The organism is Roseinatronobacter monicus, from assembly GCF_006716865.1.
GTDB classification, from domain to species: domain Bacteria; phylum Pseudomonadota; class Alphaproteobacteria; order Rhodobacterales; family Rhodobacteraceae; genus Roseinatronobacter; species Roseinatronobacter monicus.
Window position 1 is genome coordinate 1,725,487 of record NZ_VFPT01000001.1, and the last position, 19,534, is coordinate 1,745,020.

General features: G+C 59.3%; 19 protein-coding genes and 2 tRNA genes. 8 read left to right on the forward strand and 13 right to left on the reverse strand.

The genetic code is table 11. The features are described 5' to 3' along the window. Window positions 1–21: 21 nt before the first annotated feature. Both BD293_RS08165 and BD293_RS08170 read left to right on the forward strand, forming a co-directional pair. Complete coding sequence (locus tag BD293_RS08165) at window positions 22–1,164, forward strand: beta propeller repeat protein (RefSeq protein ID WP_142080711.1); 1,143 nt, start codon at window positions 22–24, stop codon at window positions 1,162–1,164. A gap of 140 nt (window positions 1,165–1,304) precedes the next feature. After that, a complete protein-coding gene (locus tag BD293_RS08170; protein WP_142080713.1) occupies window positions 1,305–1,871 on the forward strand; it encodes a hemerythrin domain-containing protein in 567 nt (188 codons plus the stop codon). Here BD293_RS08170 and BD293_RS08175 read toward each other — a convergent pair. Further along, window positions 1,868–2,407 carry a gamma-glutamylcyclotransferase gene (locus BD293_RS08175; protein WP_142080715.1) on the reverse strand — a complete coding sequence of 180 codons (540 nt, stop codon included), beginning with the start codon at window positions 2,405–2,407 and terminating at the stop codon, window positions 1,868–1,870. The two genes, BD293_RS08170 and BD293_RS08175, sit on opposite strands and share 4 nt — an antisense overlap. A 68-nt stretch (window positions 2,408–2,475) precedes the next feature. Here BD293_RS08175 and BD293_RS08180 point away from each other — a divergent pair, with 68 nt between their 5' ends. Further along, window positions 2,476–3,426 carry a DUF2125 domain-containing protein gene (locus BD293_RS08180; RefSeq protein ID WP_142080716.1) on the forward strand — a complete coding sequence of 317 codons (951 nt, stop codon included), beginning with the start codon at window positions 2,476–2,478 and terminating at the stop codon, window positions 3,424–3,426. On the opposite strand, the gene BD293_RS08185 is transcribed toward BD293_RS08180, so the two are convergent. Both BD293_RS08185 and BD293_RS08190 read right to left on the reverse strand, forming a co-directional pair. Next, window positions 3,376–3,780 carry a VanZ family protein gene (locus BD293_RS08185; RefSeq protein ID WP_142080718.1) on the reverse strand — a complete coding sequence of 135 codons (405 nt, stop codon included), beginning with the start codon at window positions 3,778–3,780 and terminating at the stop codon, window positions 3,376–3,378. The two genes, BD293_RS08180 and BD293_RS08185, sit on opposite strands and share 51 nt — an antisense overlap. A 53-nt stretch (window positions 3,781–3,833) precedes the next feature. Beyond that, window positions 3,834–4,688 carry an RNA polymerase factor sigma-32 gene (locus BD293_RS08190; RefSeq protein WP_142080720.1) on the reverse strand — a complete coding sequence of 285 codons (855 nt, stop codon included), beginning with the start codon at window positions 4,686–4,688 and terminating at the stop codon, window positions 3,834–3,836. A 97-nt stretch (window positions 4,689–4,785) separates the two neighbouring features. On the opposite strand from BD293_RS08190, the gene BD293_RS08195 reads away from it, so the two are divergent. Continuing rightward, window positions 4,786–5,394, forward strand: coding sequence for a MarR family winged helix-turn-helix transcriptional regulator (locus BD293_RS08195; protein WP_142080721.1), 609 nt, complete (start codon window positions 4,786–4,788; stop codon window positions 5,392–5,394). Window positions 5,395–5,471: 77 nt separating this feature from the next. On the opposite strand, the gene BD293_RS08200 is transcribed toward BD293_RS08195, so the two are convergent. Together BD293_RS08200 and BD293_RS08205 are read right to left on the reverse strand one after the other, a co-directional pair. Next, window positions 5,472–8,522 (reverse strand): valine--tRNA ligase, encoded by a 3,051-nt coding sequence (locus BD293_RS08200; RefSeq protein ID WP_142080723.1) that lies wholly within the window; start codon window positions 8,520–8,522, stop codon window positions 5,472–5,474. A 99-nt stretch (window positions 8,523–8,621) separates the two neighbouring features. Next, a complete protein-coding gene (locus BD293_RS08205) occupies window positions 8,622–9,650 on the reverse strand; it encodes a LacI family DNA-binding transcriptional regulator (RefSeq protein WP_425467922.1) in 1,029 nt (342 codons plus the stop codon). 134 nt (window positions 9,651–9,784) lie between these two features. Here BD293_RS08205 and BD293_RS08210 point away from each other — a divergent pair. Beyond that, a tRNA-Arg gene (locus BD293_RS08210) sits at window positions 9,785–9,861 on the forward strand. A gap of 235 nt (window positions 9,862–10,096) precedes the next feature. On the opposite strand, the gene BD293_RS08215 is transcribed toward BD293_RS08210, so the two are convergent. The 3 genes from BD293_RS08215 to BD293_RS08225 form a co-directional block, all read right to left on the reverse strand. Continuing rightward, window positions 10,097–10,186, reverse strand: a tRNA-Ser gene (locus tag BD293_RS08215). A gap of 129 nt (window positions 10,187–10,315) precedes the next feature. Next, the gene (gene ppk2 / locus BD293_RS08220) at window positions 10,316–11,353 is read right to left on the reverse strand and encodes a polyphosphate kinase 2 (protein ID WP_246086250.1); all 1,038 of its coding nucleotides are present in this window, start codon (window positions 11,351–11,353) and stop codon (window positions 10,316–10,318) included. A 108-nt stretch (window positions 11,354–11,461) separates the two neighbouring features. Then, window positions 11,462–11,917: a DMT family transporter gene (locus BD293_RS08225; RefSeq protein WP_142080725.1), complete on the reverse strand. Its 456-nt coding sequence runs from the start codon at window positions 11,915–11,917 to the stop codon at window positions 11,462–11,464. A gap of 118 nt (window positions 11,918–12,035) precedes the next feature. On the opposite strand from BD293_RS08225, the gene BD293_RS08230 reads away from it, so the two are divergent. Further along, window positions 12,036–12,887, forward strand: coding sequence for an SDR family oxidoreductase (locus tag BD293_RS08230; RefSeq protein WP_142080727.1), 852 nt, complete (start codon window positions 12,036–12,038; stop codon window positions 12,885–12,887). A 36-nt stretch (window positions 12,888–12,923) separates the two neighbouring features. Beyond that, a complete protein-coding gene (gene truA / locus BD293_RS08235) occupies window positions 12,924–13,718 on the forward strand; it encodes a tRNA pseudouridine(38-40) synthase TruA (protein WP_142080730.1) in 795 nt (264 codons plus the stop codon). Between the two features lie 20 nt (window positions 13,719–13,738). On the opposite strand, the gene BD293_RS08240 is transcribed toward truA, so the two are convergent. The 4 genes from BD293_RS08240 to recA form a co-directional block, all read right to left on the reverse strand. Then, window positions 13,739–14,026, reverse strand: a complete 288-nt coding sequence (locus BD293_RS08240; protein WP_142080732.1) for a DUF1330 domain-containing protein — start codon at window positions 14,024–14,026, stop codon at window positions 13,739–13,741. Continuing rightward, window positions 14,023–16,683 (reverse strand): alanine--tRNA ligase, encoded by a 2,661-nt coding sequence (alaS, locus tag BD293_RS08245; RefSeq protein ID WP_142080734.1) that lies wholly within the window; start codon window positions 16,681–16,683, stop codon window positions 14,023–14,025. The genes BD293_RS08240 and alaS overlap by 4 nt, the downstream gene beginning before the upstream one ends. A 69-nt stretch (window positions 16,684–16,752) precedes the next feature. Continuing rightward, entirely contained in the window at window positions 16,753–17,331 is a 579-nt protein-coding gene (locus BD293_RS08250) for an MOSC domain-containing protein (RefSeq protein ID WP_142080737.1), read from the reverse strand. Continuing rightward, window positions 17,328–18,395 carry a recombinase RecA gene (recA, locus tag BD293_RS08255; protein WP_142080739.1) on the reverse strand — a complete coding sequence of 356 codons (1,068 nt, stop codon included), beginning with the start codon at window positions 18,393–18,395 and terminating at the stop codon, window positions 17,328–17,330. Before recA ends, BD293_RS08250 begins: the two co-directional genes overlap by 4 nt. Before the next feature lie 275 nt (window positions 18,396–18,670). On the opposite strand from recA, the gene BD293_RS08260 reads away from it, so the two are divergent. Then, window positions 18,671–18,889: a hypothetical protein gene (locus tag BD293_RS08260; protein WP_142080742.1), complete on the forward strand. Its 219-nt coding sequence runs from the start codon at window positions 18,671–18,673 to the stop codon at window positions 18,887–18,889. Between the two features lie 12 nt (window positions 18,890–18,901). Here BD293_RS08260 and BD293_RS08265 read toward each other — a convergent pair whose 3' ends face one another. Continuing rightward, window positions 18,902–19,474, reverse strand: a complete 573-nt coding sequence (locus BD293_RS08265) for an aldehyde dehydrogenase family protein (protein WP_142080744.1) — start codon at window positions 19,472–19,474, stop codon at window positions 18,902–18,904. Window positions 19,475–19,534 lie beyond the last annotated feature (60 nt).

A 19,534-nucleotide genomic window follows, 5' to 3' on the forward strand; every position in this document is an offset into this window, starting at 1 on the left:
GCAGTCTTGTCGGAGATTGCGATGTCGCGGACTGTGCTTGTGGGAACGACAAAGGGCGCCTTCATGCTGCATCAGCAGCCTGACGGCGCCTTCACAGTGTCCGGCCCCCATTGCGATGGTTGGCCCATCAACCATGTGATCGGCGACAGCGCCTCAGGCCATATCTGGGCTGCTGGGGGTGGTGAATGGTTCGGGGCGGGCATCTGGCATTCAGTCGATGGCGGCGCAACATGGACGCTCACACGCCTGACGGGCGGCCAGATGGATGACTGGGCCGAAAACGACGCCGATTTCGCGGCTATGATCGGCTGGCAGAAACAGGATTTCCCCTTTGAGGCCGAATTTTCGCAAATCTGGTCGTTGCATCATTCAAACAACAGGCTGTATGCCGGAACGAAACCCGCTGATCTGCTGGTCAGCCACGACAATGGCACGACATTTGCGCGGGTTTCGGGACTGGGCGCGAATCCCTCGCGTGACGAATGGCAACCGGGTGCGGCAGGTCTGATCTTACACAGCATCGCCTCGGACCAGAGCACCCCCGAAAAGCTATGGGTCGGCATTTCCGCAGCCGGAATATTCGCCACGGAAGATGGCGGCGCGACATGGGACCGGCGCAACCGCCTGTCCAACACGGAAAGCTGCGTGCATTACCATCATCCCGCCGCCCCCTCTGGCGGTGAGACGGGCCATTGCGTGCACAACCTTGTGCGCGCACCGCAAGGGGATGGCGATTTGCTGTATCAGCAAAACCACCACGGCGTCTGGCGCAGCCCCGATGGGGGGCGCAGCTGGGAAGACAAGACCGAAGGGCTGCCCTCTAGCTTTGGCTTTCCCATTGCCGTACACCCGCAAGACCCGCAGAAAATCTGGGTCATTCCGCTGAATGGTGACATGGAAGGCCGCTTTCCGCCGGATGCAAAAGCGGCAGTCTGGCATTCCACAGATGGCGGTGAAAGCTGGCAAGACCAACGCGAAGGGTTGCCGCAAAGTTCTTGTTTTTTCACTGTTTTGCGTCAGGCTATGGCCACAGACAAGGCCGATCCGGCAGGCATATATTTCGGCACGAACAGCGGCTCGGTCTTTGCGTCCTTTGATGAAGGGGCGCTGTGGCATGAAATCGCGCGCCATTTGCCCACCATCCAGAGTGTCGAGATACTCTGACCCTGCACCACCTTCCGTGCGTTTTGCCCGTCATAGCGCGCCTGCGCATTGACCACGCATGCCAAGGGTTTATCTGTCGCAAAACGTCGCGCCCGCGAATACCCGCACGCGCAAACAAAAGATGACAGATAAGGACCAGCATGTTTGAAACCGACCTTGGACGGCGCGACCGCCTGCCCGATGCGCTGCGCGTGTTGCTGGAAAAGTATCCGCGCAACATGTGGGAAAGCCACAGGAATTTTGACGGCCTGACTCGCTTCTGGCTGGAACGGCACCTGATGTTCCGCAAGGCGTTGAAGCAATGGCAAGGAGACACGCGCGGTTTTCTGGACAAGGGGCGCGACCCGCGCGCACATGGGCAGTTGACCGGACGGATTGGGGGATTTCTGATCAATGAGCTGCACGGGCACCACCAGATCGAGGATGCCCATTATTTTCCAGTGCTCTCTGCGTCCGAAAAGCGGCTGTCACACGGGTTCGAGTTGCTTGATAACGACCATCATGCGCTGGACGCCCAACTCGCAGGACTGACCAAAGCGGCTAATACCCATCTGCGCGCCTTGCAAAACCGCAACGCCGACGCAAAAGCCAGCGCGGGCAAGATGCTGACGCAGTTGGACGGGTTCGAGCGGTTTCTGAACCGCCATCTGATCGATGAAGAAGAACTCGTCGTCCCTGTCATCCTGCATCACGCGCTGAAATTCTAGCTGCGCAACGCCCGAACCCGCGCGGCCAGCCAATCAAGCTGGGCATCACGCAGGCCTAATTCGGTCAGATGTGCGGTGGTGTTGAACAGATACTCATAGTTGGGACCGCGCCCACCCACAGCGCCCGCGATAATCTGCGCCTGATCTTCCAGTGACAGCCCCGCGCAGTATTGCTCGTGTGCGCGGTCAATCACATAGGTCACCGCCTCGACCTGCCGCCCGTCGCGCAACTGCACCGGCGCGCAGGCCTCCAGATAGGCGGCCGAGATCAACTCGCGCGCGCGCAGGTATTCAAGACTTTCTTCTGCAATGCCCGCCGGAATTTCAAAGGCCACGCCTTCACAGTCGCCCGCACCTTCGTCCAGCGCCAGCACAAGCCCCGGATGCGCCACAGTCCCCCGGTGATGGATAGACCGCATACAGAAACTGCGCTGATACCCCTCCAACCGCGCAATCTGGCGCGAGGAGAAGGCAAAGCCCGGCTCCCAGATCAACGACCCGTATCCGAACACCCAAACTGATTGACGCGCGTGCATGTGACTGGCCCTTCCTTCGGGTTCCGATGTAAACGGATTTGTAACAAGACAAAAGAGAGGCCGGGCAAATGCGTGTGATCCTGACAATCTGTATCATCGGCAGTGCAGTCTTTGCGGGCTATTGGGTGATTTCCGCTCAGACGATCGCCCGAATTGGCCCTGATGCCCTTGCGCAAACACACAGAATTGATGCGCAATCCGGCAAGGTCTCGGGTTTTCCTTTGGCATTTCGCACCGAGTGGGCAGATCTGCGCTGGCAAAATGATGACCGCTCGGTTGTCTGGCACGTGCCCCATGTGGAATTTGAATCGGCCAGCTATCGGCCAAACCAGATTAGCGCCAGATTTTCACCCATCCACAGCGTGGATTACGCAGGCCAGCCGGTTGAGTTGCAACACGATGCAATGGTGGCCAATCTCTCGGTGGATCAGAGCCTGAGCATTGTGACCGCGGCGCTGAATATTGATTCCGCAACCGCCACGCCCCCGCTCTTGCTGCAAGACATGGACAGTCTGCGCGTGACGATGGAGCGGACCGCGCCTGACCGATATGATCTAAGCCTTGCAGCACAAGGCCTCCATCTGTCGCCCGAATTGCGGCAGGCAATTGACCCAAGGGGCAGTCACCCCGATCAGATCGCTTATCTGGCGCTGACCGCAGACACGCAGTTCGACGCGCCGCTTACTTTGAACAGCCCGATGCCCCTGCCGCACAGCATGGATATCCAATCCATGCGCCTTGACTGGGGCGAGATGCGTGTAACAGGGACCGGGCAACTGGCGCGCGCCGAGACGGGCGGGCTTGACGGCACGGTCTCTCTCACACTTGAAGATTGGCGTGTCCTGCATGCGCTGTTGGTTGAAACAGGCACAATCGATGGTGATGCGGCCATGATGGCGGGCCTTTTTCTGGGCTCGCAGGCACAATCAGGCAGCACTCAGATCACCCTGACGCTGAATGTCCGCGATTCAGTCGTCGCGCTTGGCCCCTTCACGCTTGCGCACCTGCCGCGGTTTTAACCAGCGTTTATGCGCCCAACGCGAGACCGGCACAGCCGAAATCACACCCAGTGAGTTGGCCACAAAATCACCAAGCTCCATACCGCGCCCGAAATAGGGCTGAATGACCTCGATCATCCCGCCATAGGCGATGGCCACGGGCACAACCCAGACCCATGCGCGCGGATAAAACGACAGGACCGGCACGACCAGCGCGAAGAAAAACAGAAAATGAACTGCCTTATCAATGCCAATGGCGGAACTGGACGTGTCTGGGCCAGAGATCGGGATCAACAGCAGCACCGTGATGACAACGCCGACTATCCCCGAGAGAATGATCCCCCGCCTGCGCAATTTCTGTTTGCTGTGTGGCACCCAATGACCCCTTACGTCGTGTAAGAGGCTGGTTACATGTCACACAGCGCGGTTCAAGCGGGAATTCCTTCCTGCGCGGCATGTCGCACAGCCGTCGTGATGCGCGACATCGCACGCTCCTCTAACTGGCGCACGCGCTCCTTCGAGATGCCCAGTTCCACACCGATATCAGACAGGGTGCGCGGGCTGTCATTCAAATGGCGCTCTGCAATGATGCGGCGCTCGCGCTCCGGTAAGTCCTCAACGGCGGAATATAGCATTTTGCGCCGGCGCTGCGCCTCCAGATCGCCCAGCACGCGGGCCTCGGTCTGGATGCTGGGATCTTCGATCGTGTCCAGCCAATCGCGCCCTTCCTCGCCATCAGATTGCGGCGAGTTCAGCGACAAGTCCTGCCCTGCCATGCGTCCCAGCATGATTTCTACCTGTTCTTCAGGCACATCCAACTCGCGCGCGACCGATTTGCTCAGGTTCTCGCGCCGGACTTCGCCATCATCCAGCTTCACCAATGTCTTGCGCAGATGGAAGAACAGCTTTTTCTGCGACGCGTTGGTTGCCGTGCGCACCACAGACCAGTTGCGCATGACATATTCCTGCATCGAGGCGCGAATCCACCATGCCGCATAGGTCGAGAACCGCGCACCATTCTCGGGGTCGTATTTTTCGGCAGCCCGCATCAGGCCAAGATTGCCCTGCTGGATCAGATCATCCAGCGGCATGCCATACCGGCGAAACCGCGTTGCCACCGAAATCGCAAGCCGTGCATAGGCCGTAATCAAGCGGTGCAATGCGGCCTCATTGCGCTCATCACGCCACGCGATGGCAAGGGCGTGTTCTGTCTCGGCATCCAGCATCTCGCTGGCCATAGCCTCGCGGATGAAACGGCTGGTGCTTGGGTCACGGGGTTCCATAAGATACGCCTTTTTGTATCGACTCGATATAGTTTCGATACGCTACCATTTCGCGCTTCAGCTTGTCAACGCGCCCTCGCAGGATTATCTATCGTCCATGACAAAACCCAACTCTGACCCCGGCAGTGATCTTGCGGATCTGATTGTGTATCTGGCCCGCTTGGGACAGGCGTCCGGGGCATGCACTGCGCCCGCCGAAGGACACCCGAGCCTGACTGGCGCGCAATGGACAGCCCTGCGCTACTTCGCGCATGCAAACCGCTTCTCGCGCACGCCTTCGGGGTTTTCGCAATACCATGCCACCACGCGGGGCACGGCGTCGCAAACAGTGAAATCACTTGTGACGCTGGGCCTGCTGAGCCGCCGCACCCACCAGTCTGACGGGCGCAGCACCGTGCTGGATGTGACCGAAGCGGGCCATGATCTGCTGCGCCATGACCCTATGCGTGATCTGCGTCAGGTGTTGTCACGCCTCAAACCCGAGACACAGGGCGCCTTGGCCGATGCGCTGGGTCAGGCGATATCCGATCTGGCGCAGGCCCGGAATGCACCTGTCTTTGGAACGTGCGCGGATTGCAATCATTGCGAAACCGAAGGCAGCACCAGCTACTGCCATTGCACCCAAAGCATGTTGTCCCTGCCCGATATGCGCGCCATATGCGTCGATTTCCAACCGGCCCGCCTGACCACATATCCCGACACCTGAATTTATGCGGGAGGGCCATTTTGGTCCGACGCGGGCGCGTCCCCCCTCGATGGGGGGCAAGCACGCCCCCCTTGATTTCACATCACGCCATCAAGCTGGGCAATGGCCGCGCGCAGTCGGTTCAGATCTTCACCCAGAACATGCGCCCGTTCGCGCGCTTCACTGACAACCTCATCCGGCGCACTTGCAACAAATTTCGGATTGCGCAAGCGCCCCTCTATGCCCCCGAGTTCCTTCTCGGCCTTGGCGCAGGTCTTCTCCAGCCGGTCACGCTCGGCGGCAATGTCGATCACGCCTTCCAGTGGCAGGCCGAATGTGCCCCCTTCCACCGTCACCGTGATAGAGCCTTTGGGCAGGCGGTCGATTTCCTCCAGCGATGCAATCCGCGCCAGCTTCATTACCAGCGCCATGTTGCGCGCCAGCGCCGCGCGGCCCTGCGCATCAAGTTCAAGCTGCACCATGTTCAGCTTCAACCCAACCGGCACACGCAGTTGCGCCCGCGCCGAGCGCACCCCCTCAATCAGCCCGATCACCCAGCGCATTTCGCGCATGGCCTCTGCATCAACCAGACCAGCGCCGTATTCGGGCCAGTCGGCATGCGCACACAACTTGTCGCGCTGCCCTGTCAGCCCCCACAGCTCCTCAGTGATGAAGGGCATCATCGGGTGCAGCAGGATCATGCATTGGTCCAGCACCCACCCCATTGTCGCGCGTGTCTCATCCGCATCTGCGCCATCAAAGAGCGGCTTGGCAAATTCCACATACCAGTCACACACTCGGCCCCAGACAAAGGCATAGAGCGCATTGGCCGCATCGTTGAATCGGTATTCCGCCAGCGCCGCATCAACAGTTTCGCGCACGCGCGCGGTTTCCGAAATGATCCAGCGGTTCACTGTGGCGTGCGCTTCGGGCGGCGCCGCTTGCGTGCGGTGCCCCTCCCAAACCCCGTTCATTTCGGCAAAGCGGCAGGCATTCCACAGCTTGGTGGTGAAATTGCGATAGCCCGCAATGCGCTGCGTATCCAGCTTCAGCACACCGCCAAGGCTGGCCATCGACGCATTGGTAAAGCGCAACGCATCCGCACCGTATTCGTCAATGATTTCCAACGGATCAACGACATTACCCAAGGACTTGGACATTTTCTTGCCCTTGGCATCGCGCACCAGCCCATGCAGATAGACATGGTGAAACGGTATCTCGCCGACGACCGCCAGTTGCATCATCATCATCCGCGCGACCCAGAAGAACAGGATGTCCTGCCCCGTGACCAGCACCGATGTCGGGAAGAAACGTTTCAACTCATCCGTCTGCTCCGGCCAGCCCAGCGTCCCGATGGGCCAGAGGCCCGAGGAAAACCATGTGTCTAGGACGTCGGGGTCGCGTGACAATTCAATCGTTTTTTCGTCTGCGCCACCAATCGGAACATAGTCAACGTCTCGGGATACCGAAAAATTGCTGGTTTTGATGCAGAAGCTATCCCCATAATAGTCTATTGCTTTTGCAAAGACCTCGTCCTCTGTCGCTGCACAGAAATCTACTATGTCTTTGACAACAAAAGGCTGGCTACGATCTCTGTCCCTAAACTCTGCGACTTGCTCTTTGCTCGGTCCATACCAAACCGGGATCTGATGCCCCCACCACAACTGCCTCGAAATGCACCAAGGTTCGATATTCTCCAGCCAGTGATAATAAGTCTTCTCGCCGCTCTCCGGCATGATCTTCACACGACCATCGCGCACTGCGTCCAGTGCTGGCCCCACAACCTTCTCCGCATCCACAAACCACTGATCGGTCAGCATCGGCTCGATCACAACTTTGGAGCGGTCCCCAAAGGGTTGCATGATCTTCTTCGCCTCGACCAAGGCGACGGGCGCGGCGGGGTCGTCATCTTCGCCCAGCTTGCGCCCCAGAAGTGGGTCATCGGCCCGCGTCATCACGGCCAGCCCCTCGGCCGTGATTTCTTCCACAACCGCCTTACGCGCCGCATAGCGGTCCAAGCCTCGCAGATGGTCGGGCACGAGGTTCAGTGCATCGGCCTCTGCCTCTGACAACACCTGCTCGCCCCGCGCCACAGCCCCCGCAATCGCGGCGGCCTCGGCATAGGGCGCGCCATCGTCGCGCATCTGCGCGCGGGTATCCATAAGGCGGTACATCGGAATCCCGCCGCGCTTGGCCACGCCATAGTCATTGGCATCATGCGCGCCGGTGATCTTGACCGCGCCAGACCCGAAATTCGGGTCCGGGTAGTCATCGGTGATGATCGGGATCAAGCGGCGATGCTCTTTCGGGCCAACCGGAATTTCGCATAGTTTTCCGACAATTGGCGCATAACGCTCATCCGATGGATGAACAGCCACCGCCCCGTCGCCCAGCATGGTTTCAGGCCGCGTCGTGGCGATGCTTATGTAATCACGGGTTTCATCCACGATTACAGCGCCTTCCGCGTCTTTCTCGATGTAGCGATATGTGACCCCGCCCGCGAGCGGGTATTTGAAATGCCACATATGGCCGTCCGTCTCGATATTCTCGACCTCAAGATCGGAAATCGCTGTTTCAAAATGCGGGTCCCAGTTGACCAGTCTTTTTCCACGGTAAATCAGGCCTTTGTTATACATATCCACAAACACCTTGATCACGGCGTCGTGGAAATTGCCCTCTTCGCCCGCGGGTGCGCCCGGCGCGCCCGACATGGTGAAGGCATTTCGGTCCCAATCCAGTGAGCAGCCCAAGCGCTGCAACTGCCCGATAATGGTGCCGCCCGATTGCGCTTTCCATTCCCAGACACGCGCCAGAAATTCCTCGCGTGTGAAATCGGTGCGCTTCTTGCCCTCTTTCGCCAGTTCGCGCTCGACCACCATCTGGGTCGCAATACCCGCATGGTCCTGTCCTGGTTGCCACAGCGTGTCAAACCCGCGCATCCGGTGCCAGCGCACCAGTATATCCTGCAACGTGTTGTTGAACGCGTGGCCCATATGCAAGCTGCCGGTCACATTGGGCGGGGGAATCATTATGCTGAACGCGTCATCGCGCCGCTTGTTGGCCCCTGCGCGAAACGCACCGGCCTTGTCCCACATAGCGGCGATCCGGTCTTCTGCGGATTTCGCGTCGAAATTCTTGTCCATTGCCATCTGTCCCGCCCCATTCATCCCGAGAGTTCGCCCGTATGTAGCGCCCTCGCGCAACAAGGGGAAGCCCTTGGACAGGCAAGATGGCGGGCAGTAGCCCCGCTACCGGATTGTGTCGCCCCGGTTGACGATAGGTGACAGTTCGATGTGTTTTGAACCGATAACACCGTCACTGTTCTTGCCCGCCACAATCTCAGCGGCGCGCAGGCCGATTTCGCGGCGGCAAGCATCTGTTGTGGCCAGTCGCAGACGGAACCCATCCAGCAATTCCAGCCCGTTGAACCCCGCAAGCCCGATTTTTCCCGGCACATCCAGCCCTTTGTCAAGGCAGTATAGCAGCCCGCCTGCCCCGATCATGTCATTGGAGTAATAAAGAAAATCCAGATCCGGGCGCCGCGACAGAATTGAGGCCGTCATCTCGCGCCCCTTGGCCAACGACGATCCCCCTGCGTAATGCTCGACCTCGGCCAGTTCCAGCCCCGCCGCCTGCAACGCCTCGGAGAACCCTTCCAGCCGTTTGCGCGCACGGTGGTCATCGGGCATCTTCGATCCAAGAAACCCGATCTTTCTGTAGCCCGCATTCAGAATGGTCTCGGCCATCTCGCGCCCTGCGCGCTTGTGCGAAATACCGACCATCGAATCAACCGGCTCGCCGTCGATATCCATGATCTCGACAATCGGAATGCCAGCATTCGCAAGCATCGCGCGCGCCACATCCGTATGCTCCAACCCGGCTACGATCATACCGGAAGGGCGCCATGACAGCATCTCATAGAGCACATTCTCTTCGCGGTCGGCCTTGTAATCGGTTGCGCCGAAAACCGGTTGCAGCCCCGAATCCTCCAAAGCGGCCGAAATCCCGCCCAAAACCTCTGGAAACACCATGTTTGACAGCGACGGGATCACCACGCCCACCAGATTGACCCGCTGACTTGCCAATGCCCCCGCGATCTTGTTGGGCACATAGCCCAGCATTTTGGCCGCAGCGATGACTCTTTCACGCGTCGCGGGCGACACGTCTGCACGGTTGCGCAACACCCGGCTGACCGTCATTTCACTAACGCCGCTTGCTTCGGATACGTCACGCAAGGTCAGGGGGCGATGCGCTTCTGGGGGCAGATAAGGGGGCACGGGCGATCTTTCTGTCTGATACTGAATGCCCCCATGTTAGCGCCACAATTCCCGGCGGCCAAGCACTTGATTTTGAGCGCGATAACTCGGTGGTGACAGCACCGCGAAAAGGCGATATTGCGAGGCGCATACGTGGCCCCGTGGCTCAACTGGATAGAGCAGCCCCCTCCTAAGGGGCAGGTTACAGGTTCGAATCCTGTCGGGGTCACCAAAAAACCCAATAAAATATGGCGTTTTCTCAGGGCTTTGCGAAGGACGTCGTAGAAACGCGAAATCAGTTGGGGCACGAAGTTACGCTTTCGCGCCTTTGCTCCAAGTATTGCACGACATTTCCCAAAAGCAGCAGTGAGTTGAAAAGCCAACAAAGCTGCAAGTTCATGAAACCCGATGAGGCATCTCGTGGCGACGCATGTAACCGGCTGAAAACCAACATCAAAACGAGAGATTGGCGGATGGGGTGGGATTCGAACCCACGGTACGCTCTCACGTACGCTGGTTTTCAAGACCAGAGCCTTAAACCACTCGGCCACCCATCCGTTGCGCGCAGTGATTAGCGTCTTGCCGTAGGGGTTTCAAGCGAGACCGTGCGCGGCTGTGAGAAAAGATACGCGGCCGTAGCTGCGCACCCACCCGTTTGGTCAAAGCTGCGCGCTCACCCCCCAATACTAGGTCGCACTGCCGCCCATCACATGATCAAGCTCGACACCCGACAGGACCACATGGCTTGCGCGTCCCACGATCAGAGGGTCAGGGGTGCCCGTTATGGAGCTGTCCTTGTCCGGATAATCGAGTGTCGAGAGAAAATGCTTCATGCATTCCAACCGCGCGCGCTTCTTGTCCTTGGATTTGATTACCGTCCAAGGTGCATCGGCGGTGTCGGTGTAAAAGAACATCGCCTCTTTGGCTTTGGTATATTCATCCCATTTGCCAAGGCTGGCCTTGTCGATGGGCGACAGCTTCCAGCGCTTCAGCGGGTCTGTTTCACGCGACAGAAAGCGGCGGCGTTGCTCTTCCGGCGTGACAGAGAACCAGTATTTGTAAAATCTGATACCCGACCGCACCAGCATCCGCTCGAACTCCGGGGCCTGGCGCATAAATTCGAGATACTCCGTCGGCGTGCAAAAGCCCATCACCCGCTCAACGCCTGCGCGGTTATACCAAGAGCGGTCATAGAACACCATTTCCCCATGCGTTGGCAGATGTTCGATATAGCGTTGGAAATACCACTGGCCCAGCTCGGTCTCGGAGGGTTTGTTCAGCGCGACCACCCGCGCGAAGCGGGGATTCAGATGTTCGTTGAAACGTTTGATTGTGCCGCCCTTGCCAGCCGCATCACGCCCCTCGAACAGAAAAACAAACCGCTCGCCCGTCTCGATGGCCCATTTCTGCACTTTCAGCAATTCCGCCTGCAACAGCGCTTTTTCGTCTTCATATGGCTTGCGCGCCAGCTTGTAGCGATACGGGTAGCGATCAGACTCGAAGAACTTGCGGATCTCCTCGGTGGTCAAGGTTGCGGGGTCAGGCTTCCAGCTATGCCCTTTGGGCGCAGTCTTCAGGCGTATGCCCGGCGCCGGGAATGCCTTAGTCGCCGTTGTATCCAGCGGCGTACCATCAGACCCAATGGCAGGGGTGGTCAATGAATCCTGCCCCGCCTGTGTTTCGCTCATGGCAGTGTTTGGGGGGCTGATCGCGACGTCGGGCATGGGTTTCTCCTGCTTTGGGCAAATGTCTGAGAGAACCGGTAACCGTTTTGTGAAAACCTGTCTTTGACACTGATCAATTCAATGGGCGACCTGTGTTACCCTCTCTGGCTAGGTCGGGGGGCGCTGCGCCAAAATCACACCGATTGCCAAAAGCACAATTCCCCCTGTGCGCGTCATGTCCAATGGGCGCAGGCGCGCGCCGAACAGGCCGAAATGGTCAATCAGGCTTATCGCTATGATCTGGCCCACCAGCACAAACATGACCGCATTGCCGACCCCGAACCTTGGGGCCACCCATGAAATTGACAGCAGATAAAAGGCAATCAACAGCCCCGCGATGAACAGATGGCGCGGCTGATCGGCAAGCCGCGCAAAGGCGCTCGTCTGACCAAGACTTGCCGCCACCACAATCGCAGTGACACAGGCAATCAGGAACATCGCCGCCCCTGCCACTGCGGGCGATCCGATGCGCGCACCCATTTGCGCATTCAGGGCCGCCAGAACCGGCACACCGATCCCCGCCGCCAACATGATCAGCGCATATTTCGTGAAGTCAGGGACCATTGCGCAATTACTCCGTCATTTTTACCTCGGCGCACCCTGCCACTGCGGCAACCTGCCCACCAGTGCAAATGCATCCCCCCTCTTGCGTCTGCGCGCGCCGCACCGGATACTGTGCGCCATGACAGGCACACTTCTCTCCATTGGGCACGGGTACAGCGCACAGGCGCTGGCGGACCGACTTTTGCCGCAAGGGTGGCACGTCATAGGCACCACCCGCAGCGCACAGAAGGCCGCAGCGATGGCAGCACGCGGCATCGAATCGCTGATCTGGCCCGGCACCCCCCTGCCGCTTGCGCGTGCGACGCATCTGCTTACCTCGGTCGCGCCGCGCGCAGGCGATCCGGTTCTGGACGAGATTGGCGCAGAACTGGCCAGCGCCACGCATCTTCAATGGGTTGGGTATCTTTCAACTGTTGGCGTCTATGGAGACCAGCGCGGCGGCTGGGTGGATGAGCAGACACCCCCCAATGCGCGCTCGGAGCGCGCGGTCGCACGCGTGGCGGCCGAGGAGGCATGGCAAGACATTTGCGACCGTGCGGGCATACGGCTTCATATCTTTCGGCTGGCGGGCATTTATGGCCCCGGACGCGGCCCGTTCGAGAAACTGCGCAGCGGGCGTGCGCAGCGCATCATCAAGCCCGGACAATATTTTTCGCGCATCCATTACGACGATATCGGGCGCGCACTGGAACTGGGCATCACATCAAAGTTGGGCAGTTGTGTTTTCAATCTGTGTGACGACCACCCTGCCCCGCCGCAAGATGTGCTGGAACATGCAGCACATCTGCTGGGCATTGATCCACCACCAGAAACAGCCTTTGAAGATGCAGACCTCTCGCCCATGGCGCGCAGCTTTTATAAAGACAGCAAACGCGTGCGCAATGACCGCATAAAGCGCGAATTGGGGTTTGAGTTGCGCCACCCCGATTACAAAAGCGGGCTGGCCGCGATCCTACAGGCAGAAGCGTGATTGCAAAGCGCCGCGCCGCGCGCTAACTCGCGCGTCATGCCAAGATACGCACTGAAAATCGAATATGACGGACGCCCCTTTTGTGGGTGGCAAACGCAGGCTGCTCAGAAATCTGTGCAAGGTGCGGTTGAAGCAGCCCTCGCAAGGCTAGAGCCTGGCCTGCCGCGCATCGGTGCTGCGGGACGCACAGATACCGGCGTGCACGCGACCGGACAGGTTGCGCATTGCGACCTGACTCGCGACTGGAACCCCTTTCGCCTGATAGAGGCGATTAATCACCATCTGCGCCCCTTGCCCGTGGCTGTTCTGGCCTGCGCCAAGGTCGAAGATGACTTTCACGCACGCTTCTCGGCACATGAGCGGCGCTATCTGTTCCGCGTGCTTGCGCGCCGCGCGCCGCCAACCTTTGAAGCTGGACAAATCTGGCATGTCCGCCACAGGCTGCACCTTGCCCCCATGCAGCAAGCAGCCCGGCATCTGATCGGCACGCATGATTTCACGACTTTCCGCGCCAGCAAATGTCAGGCCCCCTCGCCCATCAAGACATTGGATACCGTAGAAATTTCCGTGCACGATGTGCCATATGGGCAAGAGTTCCACTTTGCCTTGCGCGCGCGGTCATTTCTGCACAATCAGGTGCGCAGCATCGTCGGCACATTGGAACGCGTGGGGGCTGCTGCATGGACGCCTGATGATGTGAAAACGGCCCTTGAGGCGCGTGACCGCACCGCTTGCGGTCCGGTCAGCCCGCCCGATGGGTTGTATCTGACAGCAGTTGGCTATGCCAAAGACCCGTTCGCCAATCTGGATGAACAGGCCCAGCCGGACTGACAAGCGTCAGGACAGTGGCATCACGCCACTTCTTCAACCACCACCAGATCACGTTCGGCAGCGCCCTTGGCATAGCTCAGCGCCTCTTGATACTCGGGCGAGTTATAGCAGGCCACCGCCGCCTCTAGTGAAGGAAACCGCGCCACGACGTTGCGCGCGCGCTCTTTGCCTTCCAGTTGCACATAGCGCCCGGCCCGCGCCAGAAAGACACCCCCATGATCCGCAATCGCAGTTGTCGCCCGTTTAGCATATTCGCCATAAGCCTGCGCGTCTGTCACTTCGACATGGGCAATCCATAACGCACTCATGCACTCACTCCTTCCAGATAAGAGATTGCAGCCGCCAGCGCCCGGTCAGCGCCCGCAATATCGCTGCCGCCCCCCTGCGCCATGTCAGGCCGCCCGCCACCACCTTTGCCGCCCAGTTCCACCACACAGGCGCGCACCAGATCCACCGCCGAGATGCGGTCGGTCAGATCCGACGTGACACCTGCCGCGACGGCCGGTTTCGCGCCTGTATCAGCGATCAGCACAACAGCGCCAGAGCCAAGCTTTTCCTTCATCGCATCAATCATTGAGGGCAAATCCTTGCCGCTGACACCGGTCATGACCTTGGCAACCACGCGCAGTCCTCCGACGTCGCGGATGTCATCGCCCTGCGTGCCCTCGCCCCCCAGCGCGATCTGGCGCTTGAGTTGTGCCACTTCATTGGCCAGCGCACGGCGTTCATCCATCAGCGCTTTCACGCGGTCCGGTACGTCCTGCGCAGGGGCTTTCAACAGGCCGGCAATTGTTCCAAGCCGCGCATCCTGCGCGCGCAAATAATCCAGCGCCGCCTGTCCTGTCAGCGCTTCAACCCGGCGGATACCAGCAGCAGAGGCGCTGTCACCCAGACAGACAAACGCACCAATATCGCCCGTCCGCGCAACATGCGTGCCGCCGCAAAGTTCCAGCGAATAGGTGTGCCCGTCCTGCCCCTTGCCCGAATTGCCCTCATGTCCCATCGAGACGACGCGCACTTCATCGCCATATTTCTCGCCAAACAGCGCTTGTGCGCCAAGCGCGCGCGCCTCGTCCGGGGTCATGATGCGCGTGTCCACTCCTGAGTTTTGGCGGATAAAGGCATTCACCTCGGCCTCAATGCGCGCCAGTTCATCTGCGCTCAGCGCCGCACCATGGCTATAGTCAAACCGCAACCTGTCGGGCGCATTGAGCGAGCCTTTTTGCGACACATGATCCCCAAGTGCGCGGCGCAGTGCTTCATGCAGCAGATGCGTCGCGGAATGGTTGGCGCGAATGGCCGCGCGGCGGCTGTGGTCCACCTCCAGCTTGACGGGCTGGCCCTTTTCGATCGCTTCTTCGGTGACGCGCGCGACATGGATGAACACGCCCGCAATCTTGCGTGTATCTGTAACCTCGGCCACCCCGGTCGCAGACCGGATGAACCCCGTATCACCAACCTGCCCGCCCGATTCAGCATAGAACGGGGTCTGGTTGGTGATGATATGCACCTCGCCCTCGGCGCGGTCCGTCTCTGTCCCGTCGCGCACCAGTGCCATGACCTGCCCTTCGGCGCTTTCCATGTCATAGCCCAGAAATTCGGTCACGCCGAAACGCTCGGCCAGATCAAACCAGATCGCGGCATCCGCCGCCTCGCCCGAGCCGGACCAACTGGCGCGCGCGCGGGCCTTTTGCTCGGCCATCGCGGCATCGAAACCGGCCACATCGACAGTGCGCCCTCGTTCGCGCAGCGCGTCTTGCGTCAGGTCCAGCGGAAAACCGAATGTGTCATAAAGCTTGAACGCTGCGCCCCCCGACAGAGTTGCCCCCTCGCTCATGCCTTCAAGTTCGGCATCCAGCAGCTTCAGCCCACGTTCAAGGGTCTGGCGAAAGCGGGTCTCTTCGACGCGCAGCGTCTCGGTGATCAGCGCCTGCGCTTCGCGCAATTCGGTGTAATGCCCGCCCATCTGATGGACCAATGCCGAAACCAGCCGGTGCATGACCGGGTCTTGTGCACCCAGCATATGCACATGGCGCATCGCACGGCGCATGATGCGGCGCAGCACATAGCCGCGCCCGTCATTGGCCGGCATGACACCATCGGCAATCAGAAATGACGTGGCGCGCAAATGGTCGGCAATCACACGGTGATGCATCTTGCCCGGCCCGTCTGGATCGCTTGATGTGGCATGTGCAGATGCCTCGATCAAAGCGCGCATCAGATCAGTGTCGTAATTGTCATGCTTGCCTTGCAGCAGCGCCCCAATCCGCTCCAGCCCCATGCCAGTGTCAATCGACTGACGCGGCAGGTCGGTCATACGCCCGTCTTCATGCTGTTCATTCTGCATGAAGACCAGATTCCATATCTCGATAAAGCGGTCCCCGTCTTCTTCGGGCGAACCGGGGGGGCCGCCCCAGATGCTCGGGCCATGATCGAAGAAAATCTCGGTGCAAGGGCCGCAAGGCCCAGTTGGGCCCATGCGCCAGAAATTGTCATCCGTCGGGATGCGGATAATACGATCATCGGACAGGCCAGCGACCTTTTTCCACATCTCGGCGGCTTCGTCATCTGTGTGATAGACGGTGACCAGAAGCCGGTCCTTGGGGATGTCGAAATCCTTGGTCAGCAATTCCCACGCAAAGGGAATCGCTTCGGATTTGAAATAGTCGCCAAAGCTGAAATTTCCCAACATTTCAAAAAACGTGTGGTGGCGCGCCGTGTAGCCGACATTGTCCAGATCATTATGCTTGCCGCCCGCCCGCACGCATTTCTGGCTGGTGGTGGCGCGGCTGTAATCGCGGTGCTCAAGCCCTGTAAAGACATTCTTGAACTGCACCATGCCAGAATTGGTGAACATCAGTGTCGGGTCATTGCGCGGCACAAGGGGCGAGCTGTCCACGACGGCATGACCCTGCCGGGCGAAATAATCAAGGAAAGTCGAGCGGATATCATTGAGGCTGGCCATGAACTTCCTCCGGCGCGAATGCAAGTTGGCACGGTTTAGCCTTGCTGGCAGGGGCTGTCCACACCTGTGTCAATCCGCAGCGCGCAGCGCTCCGCCGGAAAGCTTGTGCAGTCGCGCGTCGCAGGAAATCTCGCCATCCTGAACGACCGCGCATAGAATACCGCGCAACCGGAATGCGCGGTGCGCCGGGGCATTGATCCACTCCCGCGAAGCGGCCCCGTAGCGGGCTTTCCACTTGACGCAGGCATCGTTGAAAACCTCGGACACGCGCAAGACCGCAGTCCCGGCTGACAGCAACTGTCCCGTGGGCAGATTGGCTTCTGACAAGTCCATATCGGTTATGAATGTATCACCGGGATGCACGGTGTTGACCCGATCACGCCACACAAGGTCCAGCACATGCTTGGACAGGATGCAGACCTGTATGCCCGGATGCGGTGCCCCATCGGCCAAGCGCAGCAATGGGTGCGTGGACCACCGCTCGCCCGGTATGCCCTGTTCCACTGTGACGGATATTCGGTCGACAAATTTGCGCTGACCATATCCGGGTCGAAGACACAGCATTTCTATCAGCCCCTCATCCTTGGGGGCCGACAAAATTTGCGGCAATCGCGCGTCAAGCTCGGCGCGGGTTGCGTGCGGACTCATTCCCCTAGTACGGAATCGTCGCCTTCGTTCATATGGAAATCCAACCCATGCGCCGCGCGGATCTTATCTTCGATCTGCGTTGCGGTTTGGGGGTTTTCCTTCAGATAGGCTTTCGCATTCTCGCGCCCCTGACCGATGCGTTCATCACCGTAGGAATACCATGCACCCGATTTCTCGACCACACCGGCCTTTACGCCAAGATCCAGCAATTCGCCCCGTTTCGAGATACCTTCGCCATACATGATGTCGAACTCAACCTGCTTGAAAGGGGGGGCCACCTTGTTCTTGACGACCTTGACCCGCGTCTGGTTGCCCACGATTTCATCACGGTCCTTGATCGACCCGATCCGGCGAATATCCAGACGCACAGAGGCGTAGAATTTCAACGCATTGCCGCCTGTAGTCGTTTCGGGAGAGCCGAACATCACGCCGATCTTCATACGAATCTGGTTGATGAAAATCACCATGCAATTCGAGCGTGAAATGGAGCTGGTCAGCTTGCGCATGGCCTGACTCATCAGACGTGCATGCACACCGACCGAGCTGTCGCCCATATCGCCTTCGAGTTCCGATTTGGGCGTCAGGGCCGCAACCGAATCGACCACCACCAGCGAAACCGCGCCAGAGCGCACAAGCGTGTCCACGATTTCCAACGCCTGCTCGCCCGTGTCTGGCTGCGAGATCAGCAATTCATCCAGATCAACACCCAGTTTGCGGGCATATTGCGGATCTAGCGCATGTTCGGCATCGACAAAAGCGCAGACACCGCCCTTTTTCTGTGCTTCGGCCACGACATGCAGTGTCAGCGTGGTCTTGCCCGAGCTTTCAGGCCCATAAATTTCGATGACGCGGCCCTTGGGCAAACCACCGATCCCAAGGGCGATATCCAGCCCCAATGAGCCGGAGGATATCGCCTCAATCTCGGTCACCGGATTGTCGCCACCCAGCTTCATGATCGAGCCTTTGCCAAACTGCCGCTCAATTTGTGCCAGCGCTGAATCAAGTGCTTTTTGTTTTTCCGCAGTGCGTTTGTCAGTCATTGTCAGCAGGTCCGCTATTGCCATTTCCTTGCCCCTTATTTCACAGCGTGCCACGCGCAGCAATCGCCCGTTTGTTCTACCATTGTTCCATACACGAAGATTTGGGACAAAGCGAGAACTTTTGCATGGCATACCGCATGACACATGATCACGTTACCCGGAATTGGTTAAGCAATCGTTGCCTATCGAGCCTTGCAGTCAGCGCAGAGCGGCATTTCAACATCGGGCATAGTCATATCAGCATCTATGACCTAATTTGAGAAGCAAGGGGGGAAACACCTAATTGAAAGGGTTTCCAAATGACGAGCTTTACAACCAATATTCGCGATTTCGCACCCACAAAACTGCGCCCCATCGGCGAGCGCATCATGGGCTTCTTGATCCGGGTCGCAGAAAACTCACCAAACTACCGCGCGATCCAGCACTATAACGCCATGTCGGACGCCGAATTGGCAGAGTTGGGCATGACGCGGGCTGATGTTGTCCACCGCATTTTCGGGGCGCGTATGGGCTTGTAACAGCCCCGCGACTCAGTCTTCGTGGATGCACAGAGGCATTGCACGCAGGGCCGTTTCCGTTTCGGGGGCGCGCGCGTGCAGCACAGCGAAAGCGCCGGGTGGCATCTCGGCATGTTGCACAACGCACGCGATCGCAGTTGCAAAGACCGCGCGCTCGACAGGCGGGCACCAGATGACACCGCCCCTGACGCCCGCGCCCAGCGCATGACCAAAGCGGCCCAGATCACTGTCGCGGGTTGACAGCAAGATACCGGGCTTTGCGGTGTGCGCTAAGCCAACAGCGTCCAGCATCTGCGCCATTTGGTCTGCTGTTGGGGCTTGCCCGCTTTGGATTGCAATGGCTTGCGCCAGCCCATCGCTGTGCTGCGCCAATGCCTCGGCCAATCGGTGACAGGCGCGATCATCCGCAGGGCGCAGCGCCTGCACTGCGCGCGTGACATCCAGCGGGCCGGCTGCCACAACCTGCCCCAGTGCTTTGCCAGTATGCGACAGCACCGGACAGGCGGCGCTGCCAAAGGGCACGCGCCAGCGTCCAGCGACGAAATGCGCAAACAGGCGCTCTGAAAGATCTTCAAACATATACATGCCTAGCAGGCCCCCGCGCGCCCCGCCAGCCCGCTTGCCAAAGGCGCAACTTTGCGGCAC